This is a genomic window from Parvimonas parva, from assembly GCF_016552165.1.
Classification (GTDB): Bacteria; Bacillota; Clostridia; order Tissierellales; family Peptoniphilaceae; genus Parvimonas; species Parvimonas parva.
Map to the genome: position 1 here is coordinate 4,782 of NZ_JACVDA010000016.1, position 16,474 is coordinate 21,255.

Annotated in this window: 15 protein-coding genes; 1 reads left to right on the forward strand and 14 read right to left on the reverse strand. The window is 29.7% G+C overall.

Annotated features, from left to right (window positions below; translation table 11 throughout):
- The 7 genes from IBJ83_RS06075 to IBJ83_RS06105 form a co-directional block, all read right to left on the reverse strand.
- On the reverse strand, window positions 1-1,265 hold a 1,265-nt coding region (locus IBJ83_RS06075; RefSeq protein ID WP_201275770.1), incomplete at its 3' end, for a thioester-forming surface-anchored protein.
- Between the two features lie 210 nt (window positions 1,266-1,475).
- Window positions 1,476-4,634 carry a Rib/alpha-like domain-containing protein gene (locus IBJ83_RS06080; protein WP_201275771.1) on the reverse strand — a complete coding sequence of 1,053 codons (3,159 nt, stop codon included), beginning with the start codon at window positions 4,632-4,634 and terminating at the stop codon, window positions 1,476-1,478.
- A gap of 295 nt (window positions 4,635-4,929) precedes the next feature.
- Window positions 4,930-6,261, reverse strand: a complete 1,332-nt coding sequence (locus IBJ83_RS06085; protein ID WP_201275772.1) for a HAMP domain-containing sensor histidine kinase — start codon at window positions 6,259-6,261, stop codon at window positions 4,930-4,932.
- Window positions 6,258-6,914 (reverse strand): response regulator transcription factor, encoded by a 657-nt coding sequence (locus tag IBJ83_RS06090; RefSeq protein ID WP_201275773.1) that lies wholly within the window; start codon window positions 6,912-6,914, stop codon window positions 6,258-6,260. Before IBJ83_RS06090 ends, IBJ83_RS06085 begins: the two co-directional genes overlap by 4 nt.
- A 127-nt stretch (window positions 6,915-7,041) precedes the next feature.
- Window positions 7,042-8,421, reverse strand: coding sequence for an ABC transporter permease (locus tag IBJ83_RS06095; RefSeq protein ID WP_201275774.1), 1,380 nt, complete (start codon window positions 8,419-8,421; stop codon window positions 7,042-7,044).
- Between the two features lie 10 nt (window positions 8,422-8,431).
- Window positions 8,432-9,076 (reverse strand): ABC transporter ATP-binding protein, encoded by a 645-nt coding sequence (locus IBJ83_RS06100; RefSeq protein ID WP_009447539.1) that lies wholly within the window; start codon window positions 9,074-9,076, stop codon window positions 8,432-8,434.
- A gap of 10 nt (window positions 9,077-9,086) precedes the next feature.
- Window positions 9,087-10,373, reverse strand: a complete 1,287-nt coding sequence (locus IBJ83_RS06105) for an ABC transporter permease (RefSeq protein WP_201275799.1) — start codon at window positions 10,371-10,373, stop codon at window positions 9,087-9,089.
- Window positions 10,374-10,844: 471 nt separating this feature from the next.
- Here IBJ83_RS06105 and yjeM point away from each other — a divergent pair, with 471 nt between their 5' ends.
- Complete coding sequence (gene yjeM, locus IBJ83_RS06110) at window positions 10,845-12,338, forward strand: glutamate/gamma-aminobutyrate family transporter YjeM (protein WP_201275775.1); 1,494 nt, start codon at window positions 10,845-10,847, stop codon at window positions 12,336-12,338.
- Between the two features lie 240 nt (window positions 12,339-12,578).
- Here the strand turns inward: yjeM and IBJ83_RS06115 are convergent, their stop codons facing one another.
- The 7 genes from IBJ83_RS06115 to IBJ83_RS06145 form a co-directional block, all read right to left on the reverse strand.
- Entirely contained in the window at window positions 12,579-13,184 is a 606-nt protein-coding gene (locus IBJ83_RS06115; protein ID WP_201275776.1) for an ABC-2 transporter permease, read from the reverse strand.
- 9 nt (window positions 13,185-13,193) lie between these two features.
- Window positions 13,194-13,796: an ABC-2 transporter permease gene (locus IBJ83_RS06120; protein ID WP_201275777.1), complete on the reverse strand. Its 603-nt coding sequence runs from the start codon at window positions 13,794-13,796 to the stop codon at window positions 13,194-13,196.
- A complete protein-coding gene (locus tag IBJ83_RS06125; protein ID WP_201275778.1) occupies window positions 13,797-14,627 on the reverse strand; it encodes an ABC transporter ATP-binding protein in 831 nt (276 codons plus the stop codon). It lies immediately after the preceding gene.
- 2 nt (window positions 14,628-14,629) lie between these two features.
- Complete coding sequence (locus tag IBJ83_RS06130) at window positions 14,630-14,995, reverse strand: GntR family transcriptional regulator (RefSeq protein WP_068474177.1); 366 nt, start codon at window positions 14,993-14,995, stop codon at window positions 14,630-14,632.
- A gap of 174 nt (window positions 14,996-15,169) precedes the next feature.
- Complete coding sequence (locus IBJ83_RS06135; RefSeq protein WP_201275779.1) at window positions 15,170-15,862, reverse strand: cytochrome c biogenesis protein CcdA; 693 nt, start codon at window positions 15,860-15,862, stop codon at window positions 15,170-15,172.
- Window positions 15,852-16,154, reverse strand: coding sequence for a thioredoxin family protein (locus tag IBJ83_RS06140; RefSeq protein WP_201275780.1), 303 nt, complete (start codon window positions 16,152-16,154; stop codon window positions 15,852-15,854). Before IBJ83_RS06140 ends, IBJ83_RS06135 begins: the two co-directional genes overlap by 11 nt.
- A gap of 15 nt (window positions 16,155-16,169) precedes the next feature.
- On the reverse strand, window positions 16,170-16,424 hold the full coding sequence (locus IBJ83_RS06145) for a hypothetical protein (protein ID WP_201275781.1): 255 nt from the start codon (window positions 16,422-16,424) through the stop codon (window positions 16,170-16,172).
- Between the last annotated feature and the right edge of the window lie 50 nt (window positions 16,425-16,474).

The following is a 16,474-nucleotide window of genomic DNA, read 5'->3' on the forward strand; positions in this document are numbered from 1 at the left end:
TCTTTAATTTGGATTTCAGCTCCTGCTATTTCTTTTCCGCCTACATTTACTTTGCTGAATTCAACTTCTTTTTCAACTTCTTCCTTAGGTAAAACTGTAAATGTTTGTGATTTATCTTTTGGATTTTCATGTTTTAATTCTTGTTTCTTATCCGGATTTCCATCTCTGTCTGTATCTATTACATCTTTCGTTGAAACTACTTTTTCAAAAACTACATAGGATTTCCCGGCTTCTAACTTAATTTTTCCAAAATTTAATGTCCATTCACCTTCCCCTGTTGCATTTGCCCTTATATCATCACCACTATTTGCTTCAGAAACAGGATTATCAGGATTAACGAGTTTTCCATCTTTTACTTCATAAATTTTACCTTCAATATCATATTCTTCATTTGGGTAAAGTCCCTTATATGTTACCTTATCCGAAACTTCAACTCCACCTTCAATATCCTTTGCTTTTAATGTTGCAATTTCATCTTCAGTTGAAGTCTTTTCTCCGGCTGTTACTGTTGTCTTTATCTCTCCAATAGGTTGATTTTTTTTCAATCGTCCGGTTACAATAGCTTGATATCCAGCTGCTCCGTAAACCCAATCCGGTTTATATCCACGAAGTTCAAAATCATCAGGTATTTTGACACTATCCACAGCAACACGTAATAAGTATACTGCATTTTTTTGAGCCTGTGAGTACATATCAAACAAATATCGATTAGTCTCTTTATCAATTTTTTGTCCATCTGTATAGCGCCATATTTCTTGTTGAACAACGTTATAAAATTCATACATCGCTGCTTGTAGATTAGGCCAACCTGATCTTCTAATAACATCTGTAGGATCTTCTAAATAAATGTAAACAAGTTTAGATACTATATTCCAAAGTTTATCAGGATCTGTAGGAATTTCACTATATACATGATTATCTCTAACAAGTTTATTAAAACTGTCTTTGTTAAGATTTAACATTTGCGTATATTCACCAAAGTACTCATCCTTACCTGCATCATATCCAGGAAATTTCTTACCATTCGCCATACAAAAAGCGAATAGCTCTGCTCGAGCATGCGATTCATCCGATGTAACCATCCCTAAGCGATTTTCTCTCCCTACTGAGTAATATTTACCATTTTTCGATACTCCTGTAACATCATTGGGAAAACCCGCAGCTTTAGTTTTTGACGATGGTTGAATCACACTTGATATTACCATCAAAAACATAATCAAAAACGAAACTGCACTTTTGCAAATTTGTTTGTACCTTTTTTTCATTTTTTTACTCCTTCCGTGTTAAAATGTAGATTATTTACTTTTTGATAATTTTACAGTAAACAATCTCACAATCTTGTCTTAATAAACTTAATGTCGATTATTAACAAATATTAATTATTATATAATAGTAATTAAAGATGTATTGGATTTCTTATAATTAATATTTAAAAATAGTGTTCTATCTTGAAATATTCAATTTTTAGAGAAATCTTAATCTTCCCTTTTATTTTTCTTCAATACTGATAGTCCAATTCCCGCTAAACCAATCATTACTCCACTTAAGCCTGTTCCTGTAATTGAAGTTTTTGGAAGTTTTTTATTTGTCGGTTTTTTTGAAACTACTTTTTTCTTAACAACCAAATCACTTCCCTTTATCTTATCTTGTGAATTATCAGGATATGTGATTGTTGCTGTTCCGTCAGAGCCTATTTCAACTTTTGTTCCACTTGGGAAGTTTCCTTTATTTGCTTCTTCCACTTTTTTCTTTACAGTTTCTTTTTCTTCTTTTGTTAAATTTGTTGGATTTTCAACAGGTGTCTTTTCCTTAGGTACAGCCGGTGTTACTTGGTCTGATATTGGTTTTGCCTTTCCAACAGTTATGGAAGCTTCATTACTAGCCCCTTTGCCATTTACTTTTGCAACGGCTTTAATAACATTGCCTTCAGCTAATGGGGTTCCCAAAGTAATTTCCCATTTTCCGTCAGCCCCTGCTACAACAGTTTTTACTCCTTCCGGAGTTGTTACTGTCAAAGTTGCTCCCGGTTCTGCAGTCCCTGTTATTTTTTCATCTCCTGCTTTTGCATTATTTATAACAGGCATTCCTGTTCTATTTATCTTTGGTACAACTTCTTTTTCTTTAACTGTGATAGCTTGTTCCGCTTTTTTGTCTTTTGCTTTTACTTCGACTTTTGTTTGATCTTTTGTTAAATTTTCTGTCGGTACTGTTATTCCGTATTCAGCAAATTTCCCTGCCGGTACATCGACTGTCTTTCCGTTTTCATCTGTCAATGTTACTTCCATTCCTGCAGGATCAAATTTTTCGCCTTCTGTATATGTTGTCTTTGTCGGCGGTGTTGTTATTTCTATCTTCGCTATCTTTTCTTTATCGAATTCTTTTTCTGTTGGTGTTGTATCTTTTACTGTTACTGGAACTGTTAGCTTATCTGTACTTCCATCTGGATATGTTACTGTTACAGCTACATCTGTTTTTCCTACTGTATTACCATCTGGTAGGCTTGTTGGATCATCTACTGTTACCTTTGGTGTTTGACCAGGGAATTTTGGATTTTCTTTGAAACCTGGAACTTTTACTGCATCTATAACGTCTTTTTCTGTTACTGCTGTTCCTTTTTCTTTTTCTACTGCATCTGCTGTTGGTGTATACTTATCAGCGTCTGTTTGACCTTCTACCACTTTTACAATAACTTGTACTATTTGTTTAGATCCATCTGGATAATTGATAAATACATTTCGGGTATATTGTCCAGCTTTACTATCTTTAGTAGGAAGTTTATTTGAATCTACATAAAGCCATGCATTAGATTTATTGCCGATTGGAAGTAAGATATTATTTTTATCATTTACACCAAATGTTTGATTATCCTTGTAAATCAGCTTAACCTTCTCATAAACATCATGAGCTTTTACAGCAGTACCTTTTGATACAACTAGCTCTCCGCCTTTAGCAGTGAAAAAGTCTTTCCAAGCTTTTACATTAACTTTTACGTCAACTTTATCTTCACTGCCATCATTGTATTTTACTACAACTACTGCATCTTTTTTGCCTGGTGTTTTTGTATCTACTGGATCTTTAAAGGTATAGGACTTTACATTTATTAAATCACCTTTGTTCTTAATACCGTCTTCTGGTTTTAATGTATCGCCGACTTTTGCAGAAATGTCTTGACCTTTTGGATCGTTCTTTTCAGCGTCTTTTTGACCTTTTTTTACTACAGTTAATTTGGAAGCTAATTTAGCAGTTCGATCTCCTCTTTTTATTGTAACTTCTCCCTTTTTATCTACAGAGATTTGTTTATCTAATAAATTTGGATTTGCAGTTTTAACTGCGACTTTAACAGCTTTTTGTTCATCTGATGTTAAGGAATTAGTATTTTTTACTTCTACTACTGCTGGATTTTTAGCGTAGATTCTACTTACTAGGTATGCTTTTTTACCTTGTACATTTGATGGTGTACTTCCAGCTTCATCGAATAAGAAAGTATATCCTGTAAATTCTTCTACTTTTTCTTTATTATATCCAATAGCAGCTTTTTTAAGTTCTTGTCCATCAAGTCCGACTGCTTTTGATCCTAACAATATTTTATATACATTTGTATAAGTTATTGTTGTATCATTTTCAGTCTTTTCTGTACGAACAAATTCATATCCTGGAAAATCTGATACTCCACCCTTGTCAGATTTGTTTCCTTTTTCTGGTTTTTTTAAATCAATGAATGTTCCATTAGCTATTTCTTGTACCCATTTTGTAATTTCTTTTTTAGTTACTGGATTATTTTTTGCATTTACTTTTACTTCATCAGAATGTATGCTGTTTTTTTCAGCCCATGCTTTTACTTCACTTTCATCTTTAACTTGATTTGCAGGAATAGTTACAACACCTGTAGTTTTGTCTATTTTTATAGATGGGTCAGTTCCATCTGGCAATTTCCATTGTCCCTCATCATTTGTTACTGCCAGAGTGCCTTGATGATTCTTTTCATCAGTATATTCGATTAGAACACCATCAATGTCTTTATCAGTTGGTGGTGTTACTGTTACTGATCCATCATCGTTTGCTTTTAGAGTTGGAGCTTCTACTTGGGTATCAGCTGCTTTTACTGTTGCTTCAGCTTGATCTGAAAAATTTTTACCATCTACGTTTTGTGTAGCATAAATTATGTCGCCTTTTGTTAGAGTTACACCATCTGGTACTTTTGCTGTCCAAGTTCCATCATTTCTTACTTCAACATCCTTTGCAATTTCTGTTCCTTGACCACTTTTATCAGCATTTTCTTTAGTAATATTTACTTTTGCTCTAGGTATACCTTTACCAGAAATTGTTTTATCATTTTCAGTTACATCATTGATTTTTGGTTTTGCTGGTGTTGTAGCTGTTGCTGTTGGATATTTGTCAGCTGGTAGAACTGTGCCTTCTTTTACATTATAAAACTTAGCTCTTTTAAGAGGATTTACTCCTTCGCCATCTGTACCCCAAGCAACTTTTGCATATACATTTGTAGTTAAACTTATCAACATACTAAATCCAAGCAAGCAGGAAACCAACCCTTTGGATAATTTTCTCATACCCCACTTCGGTTTTTTATTACCATTTTGCCTTTTTCGTAAAATAACTTTCAATAAGTTTTTCATTTTCCCTCCTAATTTCATATACAATTTTATTTTGCTATTCTTATCAAAATTTACACAACCATATCAATTTAATTTAAAAATAATTATATATATTCTGATATGTATGAAAACTCACCTTAATTATATATATATATATACAATTTGTCAATACTTTAATGTCAATAATCTTTTTCGTTTTTATCAATAATTTCATAAATCAAATTAATTTTCTAAAAAGCAAAAAGAAACTTTTTGATATAAATAAATCCCCCTGTGAAATTTTATTCATCAGGAGGATTTTTCATATACAAAATATTTATTTATCCATATTACTTGACAACTCAATCAAAAATACAATTCCCGTTTTGCTTTTTTCTACTTTGTATTTTATTCCATAGTTCAATAAAATATTTTTAACAATATATAAGCCCAGACCATTACTGTTTTCTTTATTTAAGCTGAAACTAATTTCAAATATTTTATTTACATCCAAATCTTCATTATCTTTATAGGAATTTTCGATATAAAGCCAATCATCTTTTGTTCCGATGTTAATTACACCATTTTCGTCGGAATATTTAACTGCATTGTTTATTAAATTGGACAGTACAATTTTAAGCGCGGTCATTCCTATATAGATTTTTTCATTTTTCAGATTATTGTTGACTTTTATATTTCTATGATTTGCAAGTAACATATATTGCTTCAAGACATCATCTAATATATCATTAACAACTATTATTTCTTCATCATTTTTCAAATGTTCAAAGGAAGAAACTGACAGCATCTGTGAAATACTTCTTGTCAAATGATCGACTATTTCAATACAATTTTCGATATATAAATCTCTATTTTTATATTTTCCGATATTGTATTTCATATTTTCCAATATTATTTTTAAACTTGCAAGAGGAGTTTTTAATTCATGAGATGTTCCTCTAAAGAAATCATATTTTAATTTTTCTAATTTTACTATTTCTTCATTTTTAAGCTCTAAATCGTCTATCAACTTTAGTAGAGTACTATACAAATCATTAATATGTTCCTTTAATTCTCCAACTTCATTTGTAGAATCAATTTTTAAATAGGCAGTTCTATCCAAATTCATCATTTTTTTAGTAACATTTTTTATTTCTTTTATATTATTAGTTATCTCCTTTGCATAAATAAGCGAAACTATGATTGAAAAAACAAAAGATATAGCCAATGAATATGGCAAGAATTTAAAGCTGAGTTCTTTGGCATCCTTTTTCATATCTGCAGTAGAGATAAATTGTACGAAGATTTTTTTACCGTTCTTTAGTTCTACTTCTCTTTCTTCAATGATTAAAGAATTATCTTTACTCTTTAAATTTACATTGATGTTATCACCTATTTGTACTTCATCCTCTCCGTTTTCTCTTTTTATTACAACCTTTATATCGCTACTTTTAGAAAAAAACTCCAAAGACCGTTCTACAAATTTTAAATCTTTTCCCTTAATATTATTTGAGATTTCATCAGCTTTTGCATAAAGTTCCTGCTTTCTCGTCTCTAAATAAGTTCTCGGAAAAATAAAAAACACCAATAAATGTATTAATACAATTACAGTCCCAAGAATTCTAAATGTCTTGAAAAACATTTTTGGAAATATTTTTAAATTCTTCATTTTCTCTCCAATTTATAACCAACATTTCTGATTGTTACAATACAATCCAAACCAAGTTTTTTTCTCAACTCTTTTATATAGACATCTATAACCCTGTCAAAAGGAATTTCATCCGTTTCTTTCCACACATTATCTATTATCTGTGCTCTGGTCAAAGCATGTCCTTCGTTTTCCAATAAATATTTCAATATCTCAAGTTCTTTTGCGTTTATATCCACTTCTTCACCGTTGTACTTGGCTGTATAACTTGTGAAATTAACTTCAGCATTATTATATTCAAATTTCTCACGACTTCCATAATGCCTCTTAATTAAAGAATCTATCCTGGCTTTTAAGACGGGGAGTGAAAACGGCTTTTCCATATAACCGTCCGCCAAACTTGAAAAAGCATTTATCTTATATTCCTCATCATTAAATGCTGTAAGCATTATCACAGGTAAATTACTTTTTTTTCTGATTTCTTTTAAGACTTCCAACCCGTTTAGAAAAGGAATTTGTATATCTAACATTACTAAATTAATCTCATTGTTATTAAATTTTATTAAGGCTTCCTGTCCGTCTTTTGCTTCAATAATGTCATAACCGAATGCAGATAAATATTCAGAAATTCCCTCTCTGATAATTTCATCGTCTTCGACAACTAATATTCTCATAAACCCTCCTTTTATATAAAAAATTTACTAACACTATTTTACCATAAAAAACAAAAATTATCGATGTATATACACCGATAATTTTTGCTTTCGTATTAGAATTACGAAGTACCCCCTATGATAAAAACTATTTTGTATCAATTAATAATTCTTTTGGTTTCTTTCTTAAAATATTTGAAGAAGATATTACCAATGCAATTGCAAGTACAATTGACATGAATATTACTACATAAAGAAGTGTTTTCGGGTTAATGCTAACATCTAAACTTGTTAATGTCTTATTAAATCCATCAACTTCTGCACCACCACCTAATTTTGTTGATGCTGACTGTCTAGCAATTTGTTTTGCAATACTTCCTGTTACTTTCTTTAATATACTATTTCCAAGCATTTTTCCTGTATATCCTGCTAGGAAATATGAACCTATGAATGCCGGTATGGCAACGAAAAGTAATTCAATAGCAAATTGTCCGAATATCTTAGTTTTAGAAATTCCTATTGATAACAATACTGCAATTTCTTTCTTTCTGGCATTCATCCACAAGAATAATAATAGTGTAACTACTAAACCTGCAAATATTAGAGAACCTGCAAATAATTGATTTGCAATTGAATATATTCCTGAAATTGATTTTTGTAATGCAGGGAAGTTTGAAGAACTCTTAATTAAATTATATGATCTCCAGTTAATATCCAATTTTTTAAGATCTTTTATTACTTGATCTAAATTTCTATTCCCTTTTACAAAAAATGTTGCATCTTGGTAAGTTGCTGTATCTTCAGTATTTCCATAAACTTTGGCAGCTGTATGAACATCTGTAATTAAAGTATTTTCATAAAGTTCTTGTGAATAAGTTACTCCACCTTTACCATGTCCGTCAAAAAGACCCTTAATTTCTACCTCTACAGTTTCATTTGCTCCCTTTTCATTATCTGCATCATATAAATTGGATTTTAATTTAATCTTATCCCCAACTTTTAAATTATTTTTTGCAGCTAAATCTTTATGCATTAAAATTTTGTTTTTATCTTCGCTGTTTAAATGTTCACCTTCAACTAATTTATATGCTCCGGAAACAAATTTTGTTTCTTTTTGAGAACTGTTTACACCTGTTAACATAACTGCTCTTTTGAAGTTTTTAGCTCTTTCTGCAGATTCGTTTTGACCAGCTCCCGGTGCTTGAACTATATCTAAATTGTCATCAAGATTGGCAACACTGTTGATTCTCTTAACAAAATTATCTACATGTCCTGAATCAACAATTTTCTTGATATCTTGACCTCTTACATTACCACCACCTCTGGCAGTACCTTGATTTACTCTTCTATTTATTTCCATTGTAAAACTGTTTGTAATATTTCCAAAAGTTTCTTCTGACGCCTTATTTGTAGCATCTTTTATAGATAAACTTATCAAGCTAAGCGCTGACATTGATAAGATAATTAATAATATAATTAATGATTTTAAACTCTTTCTGGTTACATATGCAAAAGCATTTTTAAACATTGCTTACCTCCTAATTACTTTTTGTTACTTCTTTTAATCTCTTATTATTAAGCTCAAGTATTGTATCAGCTGCGCTTGCAACTTCTTTACTATGAGTTACTACTATTACACATTTATTTCTCTCTTTTGCAAGTTTTTTCAACACTTCTATTATTTCTCCTGCAGTAGTTTCATCCAAGTTACCTGTAGGTTCGTCTGCCAAAATAACCGGTGCTTCTGATACTAAAGCTCTTGCAATAGCAACTCTTTGTTGTTGTCCACCTGATAGTTTCATTACATTTCTTCTAACTTGAGTTCTATCAAGTCCCAATTCAAGTAAAATATCTTCAGAGGCTTTACTATTTACCAATCTGATATTTTCTAATGGTGATAGATAATCTATAAGATTATAGTTTTGGAATACTAAAGATATATTATTCTTTCTGTGATTACTATAACCTGCTTTTTCTATATTTTCGTTATTGAACAAAATTTCTCCGCTATTCGGCTTATCCAATCCTGCCAACAATGAAAGTAATGTTGACTTTCCTGTTCCTGATTTACCGATAATCGCATAAAATTTTCCAAGTTCAAATCCTTGATTTATTAATGATAAAACTTTTTCTTTTGAATTCGCATAACTATATGTTACGTTTTTAATTTCTAATGTGTTCATTTATTTCCTCCTAGCTAATTTGTGATAAAATTTCTTTCGGTTTCTTTATTAAAATCAATCCTGATGCAAAAACTACTGATAATACAATAATTAGTAATAAAACTCCATAGCTTTGTGCAAAAGTTATTAAACTGTTCATATTATATCCACTACTTACAAAATTAGATGTAATTGATGTAGTATCCTCAGAACTAATCAATCCTCCAATAATTTGATTTACTACCAAATTTCCAAATATCAATGATACGAAAATTGCAGGAATAGATATAAATATTAATTCCATTATGAATTGCCCTATAATTTTAGATTTACTTACCCCAATGGATAACAAAATTCCGATTTCATAAATTCTTTCTCTTAACCATAATATCAATATTAATGAAAGAACTACAGAACCACCAATCATAATTGCAAAAGTCATTATTTTTATTATGTGTTTAACACCGCTCAATGACTCTAAAGCTTCTTTAAATGAGTTTGAATCCTTATCAACAGTATAAGTTTTTTCCCAATCTACATTAAGATTTTTAACTTTATTTATTGCCTCGTCCATCTTTTCAGGAGTGTTTGTAAAAAATGTCATCTTATTTACAAGTTCTTTGTTTCCTTCAAGATTCAAAGCCTTTTGTGCTGAATCATAATCAGTAAACATCATATTTTCACTCAAGTCTGAAGACAATCCTGTTTGTGTCTCCTGTTTCTTTCCTGAAAAAATTCCAACAATTTCAAATTCAGTTTGCTTATTACTTTTATCATTTTGATTTGGATTTATAAACTCTAAACTGATTTTATCTCCTAATTTTAATTTATTCTTTTCAGCAAACTCCTCATGAACTAATATCTTATTTTTATCATTTTTTTCAATATTTCTGCCCTCTTTTATCGTAAAAACTCCACTATTAAACAAAACATTTCTTTTTACATTGCTTGTAGCTTGTATCGATACAATATTTTTTAAGTAACTTGGAATATCATCTCTGGTAATTTGTTGCCCGCTGTCAACTGCATTGGTATTTGACAATCTTGCCAAGCCATCATATTGAGTAATTATCTCTTCAATTTCCTTTATATCATTTATACCTTTTAACTCATTTTTGTCAAAATATCCCTGACTATCTTTTCTGGCTATGGTTGAAGATGAATTTGATGACTTATACAAAGACTTCTCCAAACTGGCTCCTGATTTCAAAATATTCAGACAAGCGTATAAACATGAAAGAACTACTGCCAAAATAATAAAAACTATCAGCGTTCTATTCTTTTTTCTTAAAACATATGCTATCGCATTTTTTACCACTGTCTTATTCAACTCCCCTCTCTCAAATTTATTTTAATTTCAAAGTATTTTCTTTACAGTAGCTATTTTAAACCCGATTTATGAAATATTTATGAAATGAAAATGAAATACTTATGAAACGAAAAAAATTTTCAAAGATACATATTTTCAAAGATGATATTATCAAAATATACAAAATAACATCAACTCTTAAGCTATGAATAAATGTTATATTAAAATTACTTATGAAAGTTTTTGCGTAAAAATTTGTCATAGTATAACAATTTAACTTAAAAGCAATTATACCTTTTAGATGTGATAAATAGCACTATTATAAACTTAAATTTTTTATAAAAATTCAATATTCTGAATATATGACTAAATTTTGAAAATCTTGCTATTAAAAATATAAATTTTTTTTATAATATATTGACATAAACGTTATTTTGTGTTATCATTCTAATCGAATAAATTAAATATTGGAGGTATGTTATGTCAAAAAAGAAATTGAGTTTAAGTGCACTAGTTTTAATGGTGTTCACTTCCGTTTTTGGGTTTACTAACATCACAAGATCATATTATCTTATGGGATACGCAGCTATTCCATGGTTTATTATTTCTTGTGTTGCATTCTTCTTGCCATTTGCATTTATGATTGCAGAGTATGGCTCAGCTTTCAAAGATTCTGAGGGAGGAATTTACTCATGGATGGAAAAAAGTTCAGGAAGTAAGTATGCATTTATGGTAACTTTTATGTGGTATGCATCTTACATTGTATGGATGGTAAATGTTGGTTCAGGTATTTGGATAGTTTTATCAAATGCAATTTTTGGGGTTGATAAAACTCAAAGTTGGTCATTATTTGGACTTGACTCTGTAAAAACATTAGGTATTCTTGCTATTATATGGATTGTATTTTTAACATTCATTTCTAACAAAGGTGTTGATAAAATTAAAAAATTCACATCTTTTGGTGGTAGTGCCGTAGCATTGATTAATGTGTTTTTATTTGCCGGTGGAATATTAATGTTAATCCTTAATAAAGGTGGCGTTGGTGATTCAATAACTGCTGATGCTTTACTTCATTCACCAAACCCTGCTTATGCTGGTGGTTTACAAGTATTATCATTCATAGTATATGCTATATTTGCTTATGGTGGTTTGGAAGTTGTTGGTGGACTTGTTGACCAAACTGAAAATCCTGAAAAGAATTTCCCAAAAGGTATAGTTATTTCAGCTATTGTTGTATCTTTAGGATATTCATTAGGTATTTTAGTTTTTGGTACATTTACTAAATGGTCATTTGCATTTACACAATTTTCAGCACAAAAAATCACTTTAGGTAATGTATCATATATTGCTATGAATCACATGGGATATCAATTAGGACTTGCTTTTGGTCTTGCTGAATCTGCTGCAAGAAATGTAGGACTTTGGGTTTCTCGTTATATGGGTATTTCAATGTTCCTTGCTTTAACTGGAGCATTCTTTACTCTTATTTATTCACCATTAAAACAATTAATTGGTGGAACTCCTAAAGAATTATGGCCAAAATCATGGACAGAACAAAAGAATGGAGTATATACTAAACCAATGATATATCAAGCAATTTGTGTAGTTATAATCATATTTATAGTATCATTTGGTGGAAAGAGTGCACAACAATTTTTCCAAATTTTAGTTTCTATGACTAATGTATCTATGACTTTACCTTATTTCTTTATTGCTTATTCATTCTTAGCATTTAGAAGAAATGAAAATATTGAAAGACCTTTTGTAAAATTTAAAACATATTCAACAGTTAAAGTAGCTGTAGCAGTTACTTGCTTTATAGTTGGTTTTGCAAACTTATTTACAGTTATTGAACCAGCTATTTCATCAGGAGATTGGTTGACAACAATAATGTCAATCGCAGGACCAGTATTATTCGCTTTGGTTGCATTATTACTTTACAGAAGAATGGAAAAAACAAAAGGTATTAATTAATATCAATAAATAATATAAAAAACGACAAATCTATATGATATGAAACTCCATAAGTAAAAATTACTTATGGAGTTTTTTTTATGGGATAATTTGTCAAATCAAGTGCAACATTCACATAAATACTCATCAAAAAACTCTTGAAAAAATATCAATAATGAGTGGAACAAAATTAAAAAAATTATTTACACAAAAAGCCATTTAATTAAAAATGGCTTTTTTATCGTACAACAAATTTCCCTCTTATTTAAAATCTCTGTTTTCTATTTTCTTTGCTGTTAATTTGCAGATATAAACATTCCAAAATATACTTGCAAAAAATATAATTGTATAAGAAATTGTCGTAACATTTATGCTTTTATAAATTCCGTCAACCCCAAAAATATATTTTAAAGGTAGCATACAAAATAAAACTAAAAACCCAATTACAATCCACATTGCAGGAACGTCGGATTCTTCTCTAAACTTAAAGAACATTGACTGTATTATCGGATTTATAATTAATGCACTCAAGAAATAGAATAACAGTGTCAGCAAAAAGTTATAATTAAAAATTAGAGTAATTACCAGCAATAAGGCAAAACAGAACAAAATCTTTAAAGTTGAAACAAAAAACTTTGTATATACTAAGTCCTTTCTTGAGGCCCCGGTTGTCAAGATATGTCTGTTTATTTTATTTTCTCTTTCAAAGGAAGTTACCATATTTCTCGTTCCTAAAAGAGCAAATATAAACATATAGGCAAACCAAAATTCAAAATAAACGCCAAAACAAAGTAATATCAATGATATGAAATAAATGTACCACTTTTTCTTTATTTCAAGGTATTCTAAATATAATAAACCGTTCATAACAACCTCCTACTCTACTTTCTTTTTTATAAATTTCAAACTCAATCCAAAAGAAAATACAAACAAAACTAAAGCAATCAGCCATCCTATTAAAAATATATTCATATTAGTAAAAATATCAAAACTAAAAAGTCTTCCATCTTTTACCATATAAAATATTCCTAAAACATATACAATTCCAACTAAAATTCTAATCACTTCTCTTGCAATTTTCCCGAATCTAAAAAATATCGGAATTAAGATCTCATAAAGCAAAATATTTAAGTTTGAAAAAATTAAAAATCTGTAAATAGTTTTGTCAACTCCTGTAAGAAAAGTAAATGAAAAATCAATCAGGAATATTAAAATAATCGCTAAAAATACCAAAATGTACTTATATATCACTATAATTTTTTCATCAACTGCATTTGAAATTACATATTTATAAAAATTATTTTTATTCTCTGTATCAAAAGTTCTAGAAACAAAATCTATAAGCCAAAAAGTTGATATTAAATAAGCCATATCAGGAAATCCTGCTTTTATTACAACAAAGTCGAATACCAATACAATCAAAAGAGCTTTTAAATTTCCCTTTAAAGCTATGATATCTTTATAAAACAGCGCTTTCATCTAAATCACTCCTTTGTTTAAAAATATCATTATATCCTCTACTGTAGGTTTGTCAAAATTTTCTCCTCTAAAGGCATTTCTAATTACACAAGCCTCTATGCCATAATGGCCTTGTTTAACTCCTAAAATATCACATTTTGCAATTCCGTTTAAAATACTTTCATCACCTTTTATTATGCAATATTTTTCAAGTAAATCATCTTTATACTCTGAAAAAAGTAATTTTCCGTTATCAATATAAGTTATTACATCTGAAATTTTTTCAATATCTGATAGAATATGTGAGGACATTAAAACTGAATGTTTGCCGTCTCTAACAAATTCAAAAAGTGAATCCAAGAGTTCATCACGAACGATTGGATCAAGTCCGGAAGTTGCCTCGTCTAAAATTAACAATTTTGGATTATGTGAAAAGGCAACGGATAATTGTAATTTCATCTTCATTCCCTTTGAAAGCTCACTTACTTCCTTTACAATTTCTATTTCATAATCGGCAAGTAATTTTCTAAAAAGATTTGCATCCCAATGTTTATAAACTAAACTACAAAACTTTTCAATTTCATAAATTTTAAAATTATTCGGAAAATGAATTTCATCAAATACAATTCCGATATCCTCTCTTTGAAGAGGAGTTAATTTATTATTTTCAACACCGAAAATCGTACAACTTCCTCCGTCTTTTACTGCTATGTTTAAAATTGTAGAAATTAAAGTTGTCTTACCTGAGCCATTTTTACCAATCAAACCCATAATACAACCCTCTTCCAAATCAAAAGTCATATTCAAATTAAATTTTTTATAATTTTTTTCAAGATTTTTAACACTTAACATAGTTACCTCCAATTTTCAAAAATTTCTCTAATTTCTTCTTTTGAAAGACCCAAAGCATCTGCATAAGAATAAACATTTTTAATTGATTCTTCCAGCAATCTGTAATACTCGTCCTCAATGACATTCACAGTCTTATTCGTAACATAAGTTCCCTTTCCCGTAACAGTTTGAATAAAACCGTCCTTTTCAAGCTCCATATACGCCCTCTTGGTCGTAATAACACTAACCTTTAAGTCGGTCGCCAAAGCACGAATCGAAGGAAGTAAATCGCCTTGCTGTAAGTTTTTATTCATAATCTCTTTTTTTATCTGTTTTACAATCTGCAAATAAATTGGGTCTTTGTCGTCTTTGTATAAATTAATTAACATATAACCCTCCTTCATCTACTGTATATATACATTATATACACTTAAAAATAATTTGTCAACAGTTTTTTTAAAATTTTCTTGTTTATCTTTTATTTAACTAAGTATTTTTTTATTAAATATTGAATTTTAATAATGTTACAAAAAAAAGCCGTTACTTTCGTAACGACTTTTATCTTAAAATCCTAAGTATAAGAAATACAATCCTATTAATAAAATTATTATTCCAAATACAATTTTTACAATATCCGAAATTTTTCCATAGGATTTGTTTGACATAACTTTTCCAACAAATCCTGTACTTGTTCCTGCAACTACAACCAGAATACTATTTCCAATTGAGTATAGTAAAAATAGTAACACGCCCCAAACTAAACTGCCTTTTCCTGCAACTATGGCAAGTAATGCAACTAAGATTGGCGTTGAACAAGGACTTGAAAAAAGTCCTGCCATTATTCCTACAACTAAAGCTCCGACATAACCCGTTCTTCCACTCTTGTTTGTCAAAACTTTGCTTGGAACAACATTTACTACTTCCCAAGTTTGTAATGCCATTAAAATCATTACAATACCTAAAAATATATTCCAAAGTTGTCCTGATTGGTTAAAAATCTTGCTAAGAAGTGCTGCCAAAACTCCAAGTGTCGTATAAGTTATCGCCATTCCGATTGCAAATACGACAGAAATCTTGAAAGCTCTCTTTGTATCATTCTCTTTTGTCCCGGTCATAAAACCGACAACCAAAGGAATTGATGCCAATGAGCAAGGTGAAATTGAAGTTAATATACCACCAAGCAATGCAAGAATTGGCGCAAAAATACTAAATGATTTTAAGCCTTCCCCAATAATGCTTTCTAAATTATTTAACATTTTTTAACATCTCCTCAATGATTTCTTTTAAGCCCTCATACTCAACAACACCCTCAGAACCACCAAATTTTAATTCATCAGTTTTCTTATCTTGGTAAGCAACGTAACTTATTTTTTTAGCTAAATCTTCTGATGCCTTAAAAGGTGTCCCATCTGCATTGTAGTAGAACAATGTAGGTGTTACTCTTATAGGGAACTCTGAAGCAAACTTCTGTTCTTTTATAATATCTACTGTTTTTATGATGACTTTATCTTTATATTCTTCTCTCAGTTTTTCCAAAACCGGGTGCAAAACTGCACAAGCATGTCAACCATTTTTACTAAAATCTAAAATGATTGGTTTCTTTTTACTTTTTAGATTTTCTAAAGTCAACTCCTCTTTTGAATTAGATTCTTTTTTTGTATCTTCTTTATTTCCATTTGAAGATTTTTTTTCAGTAATAGTGTTACTACTTAAATTTTCATTTTTATCCATTTTATTGTTCATAGACAATTTTTTAAAAACAAAAATTCCAAGAACTAATACCAACACCGAAACTATCAATGTAATTTTCTTTTTCATGTTCTCTCTCCTTGATAAAATTTGATACAAATATACCCCATAATAAAAAT

Excerpts from the sequence above, each read along its gene's own strand:
- IBJ83_RS06095 (WP_201275774.1), bottom strand. The coding sequence starts at position 8,421 with ATGTTTAAAAATGCTTTTGCATATGTAACCAGAAAGAGTTTAAAATCA.
- IBJ83_RS06115 (WP_201275776.1), bottom strand. The coding sequence starts at position 13,184 with ATGAACGGTTTATTATATTTAGAATACCTTGAAATAAAGAAAAAGTGG.
- IBJ83_RS06130 (WP_068474177.1), bottom strand. The coding sequence starts at position 14,995 with ATGTTAATTAATTTATACAAAGACGACAAAGACCCAATTTATTTGCAG.
- yjeM (WP_201275775.1), top strand. The coding sequence starts at position 10,845 with ATGTCAAAAAAGAAATTGAGTTTAAGTGCACTAGTTTTAATGGTGTTC.
- IBJ83_RS06145 (WP_201275781.1), bottom strand. The coding sequence starts at position 16,424 with ATGAAAAAGAAAATTACATTGATAGTTTCGGTGTTGGTATTAGTTCTT.
- IBJ83_RS06125 (WP_201275778.1), bottom strand. The coding sequence starts at position 14,627 with ATGTTAAGTGTTAAAAATCTTGAAAAAAATTATAAAAAATTTAATTTG.
- IBJ83_RS06090 (WP_201275773.1), bottom strand. The coding sequence starts at position 6,914 with ATGAGAATATTAGTTGTCGAAGACGATGAAATTATCAGAGAGGGAATT.
- IBJ83_RS06080 (WP_201275771.1), bottom strand. The coding sequence starts at position 4,634 with ATGAAAAACTTATTGAAAGTTATTTTACGAAAAAGGCAAAATGGTAAT.
- IBJ83_RS06120 (WP_201275777.1), bottom strand. The coding sequence starts at position 13,796 with ATGAAAGCGCTGTTTTATAAAGATATCATAGCTTTAAAGGGAAATTTA.
- IBJ83_RS06085 (WP_201275772.1), bottom strand. The coding sequence starts at position 6,261 with ATGAAGAATTTAAAAATATTTCCAAAAATGTTTTTCAAGACATTTAGA.
- IBJ83_RS06135 (WP_201275779.1), bottom strand. The coding sequence starts at position 15,862 with ATGTTAAATAATTTAGAAAGCATTATTGGGGAAGGCTTAAAATCATTT.
- IBJ83_RS06100 (WP_009447539.1), bottom strand. The coding sequence starts at position 9,076 with ATGAACACATTAGAAATTAAAAACGTAACATATAGTTATGCGAATTCA.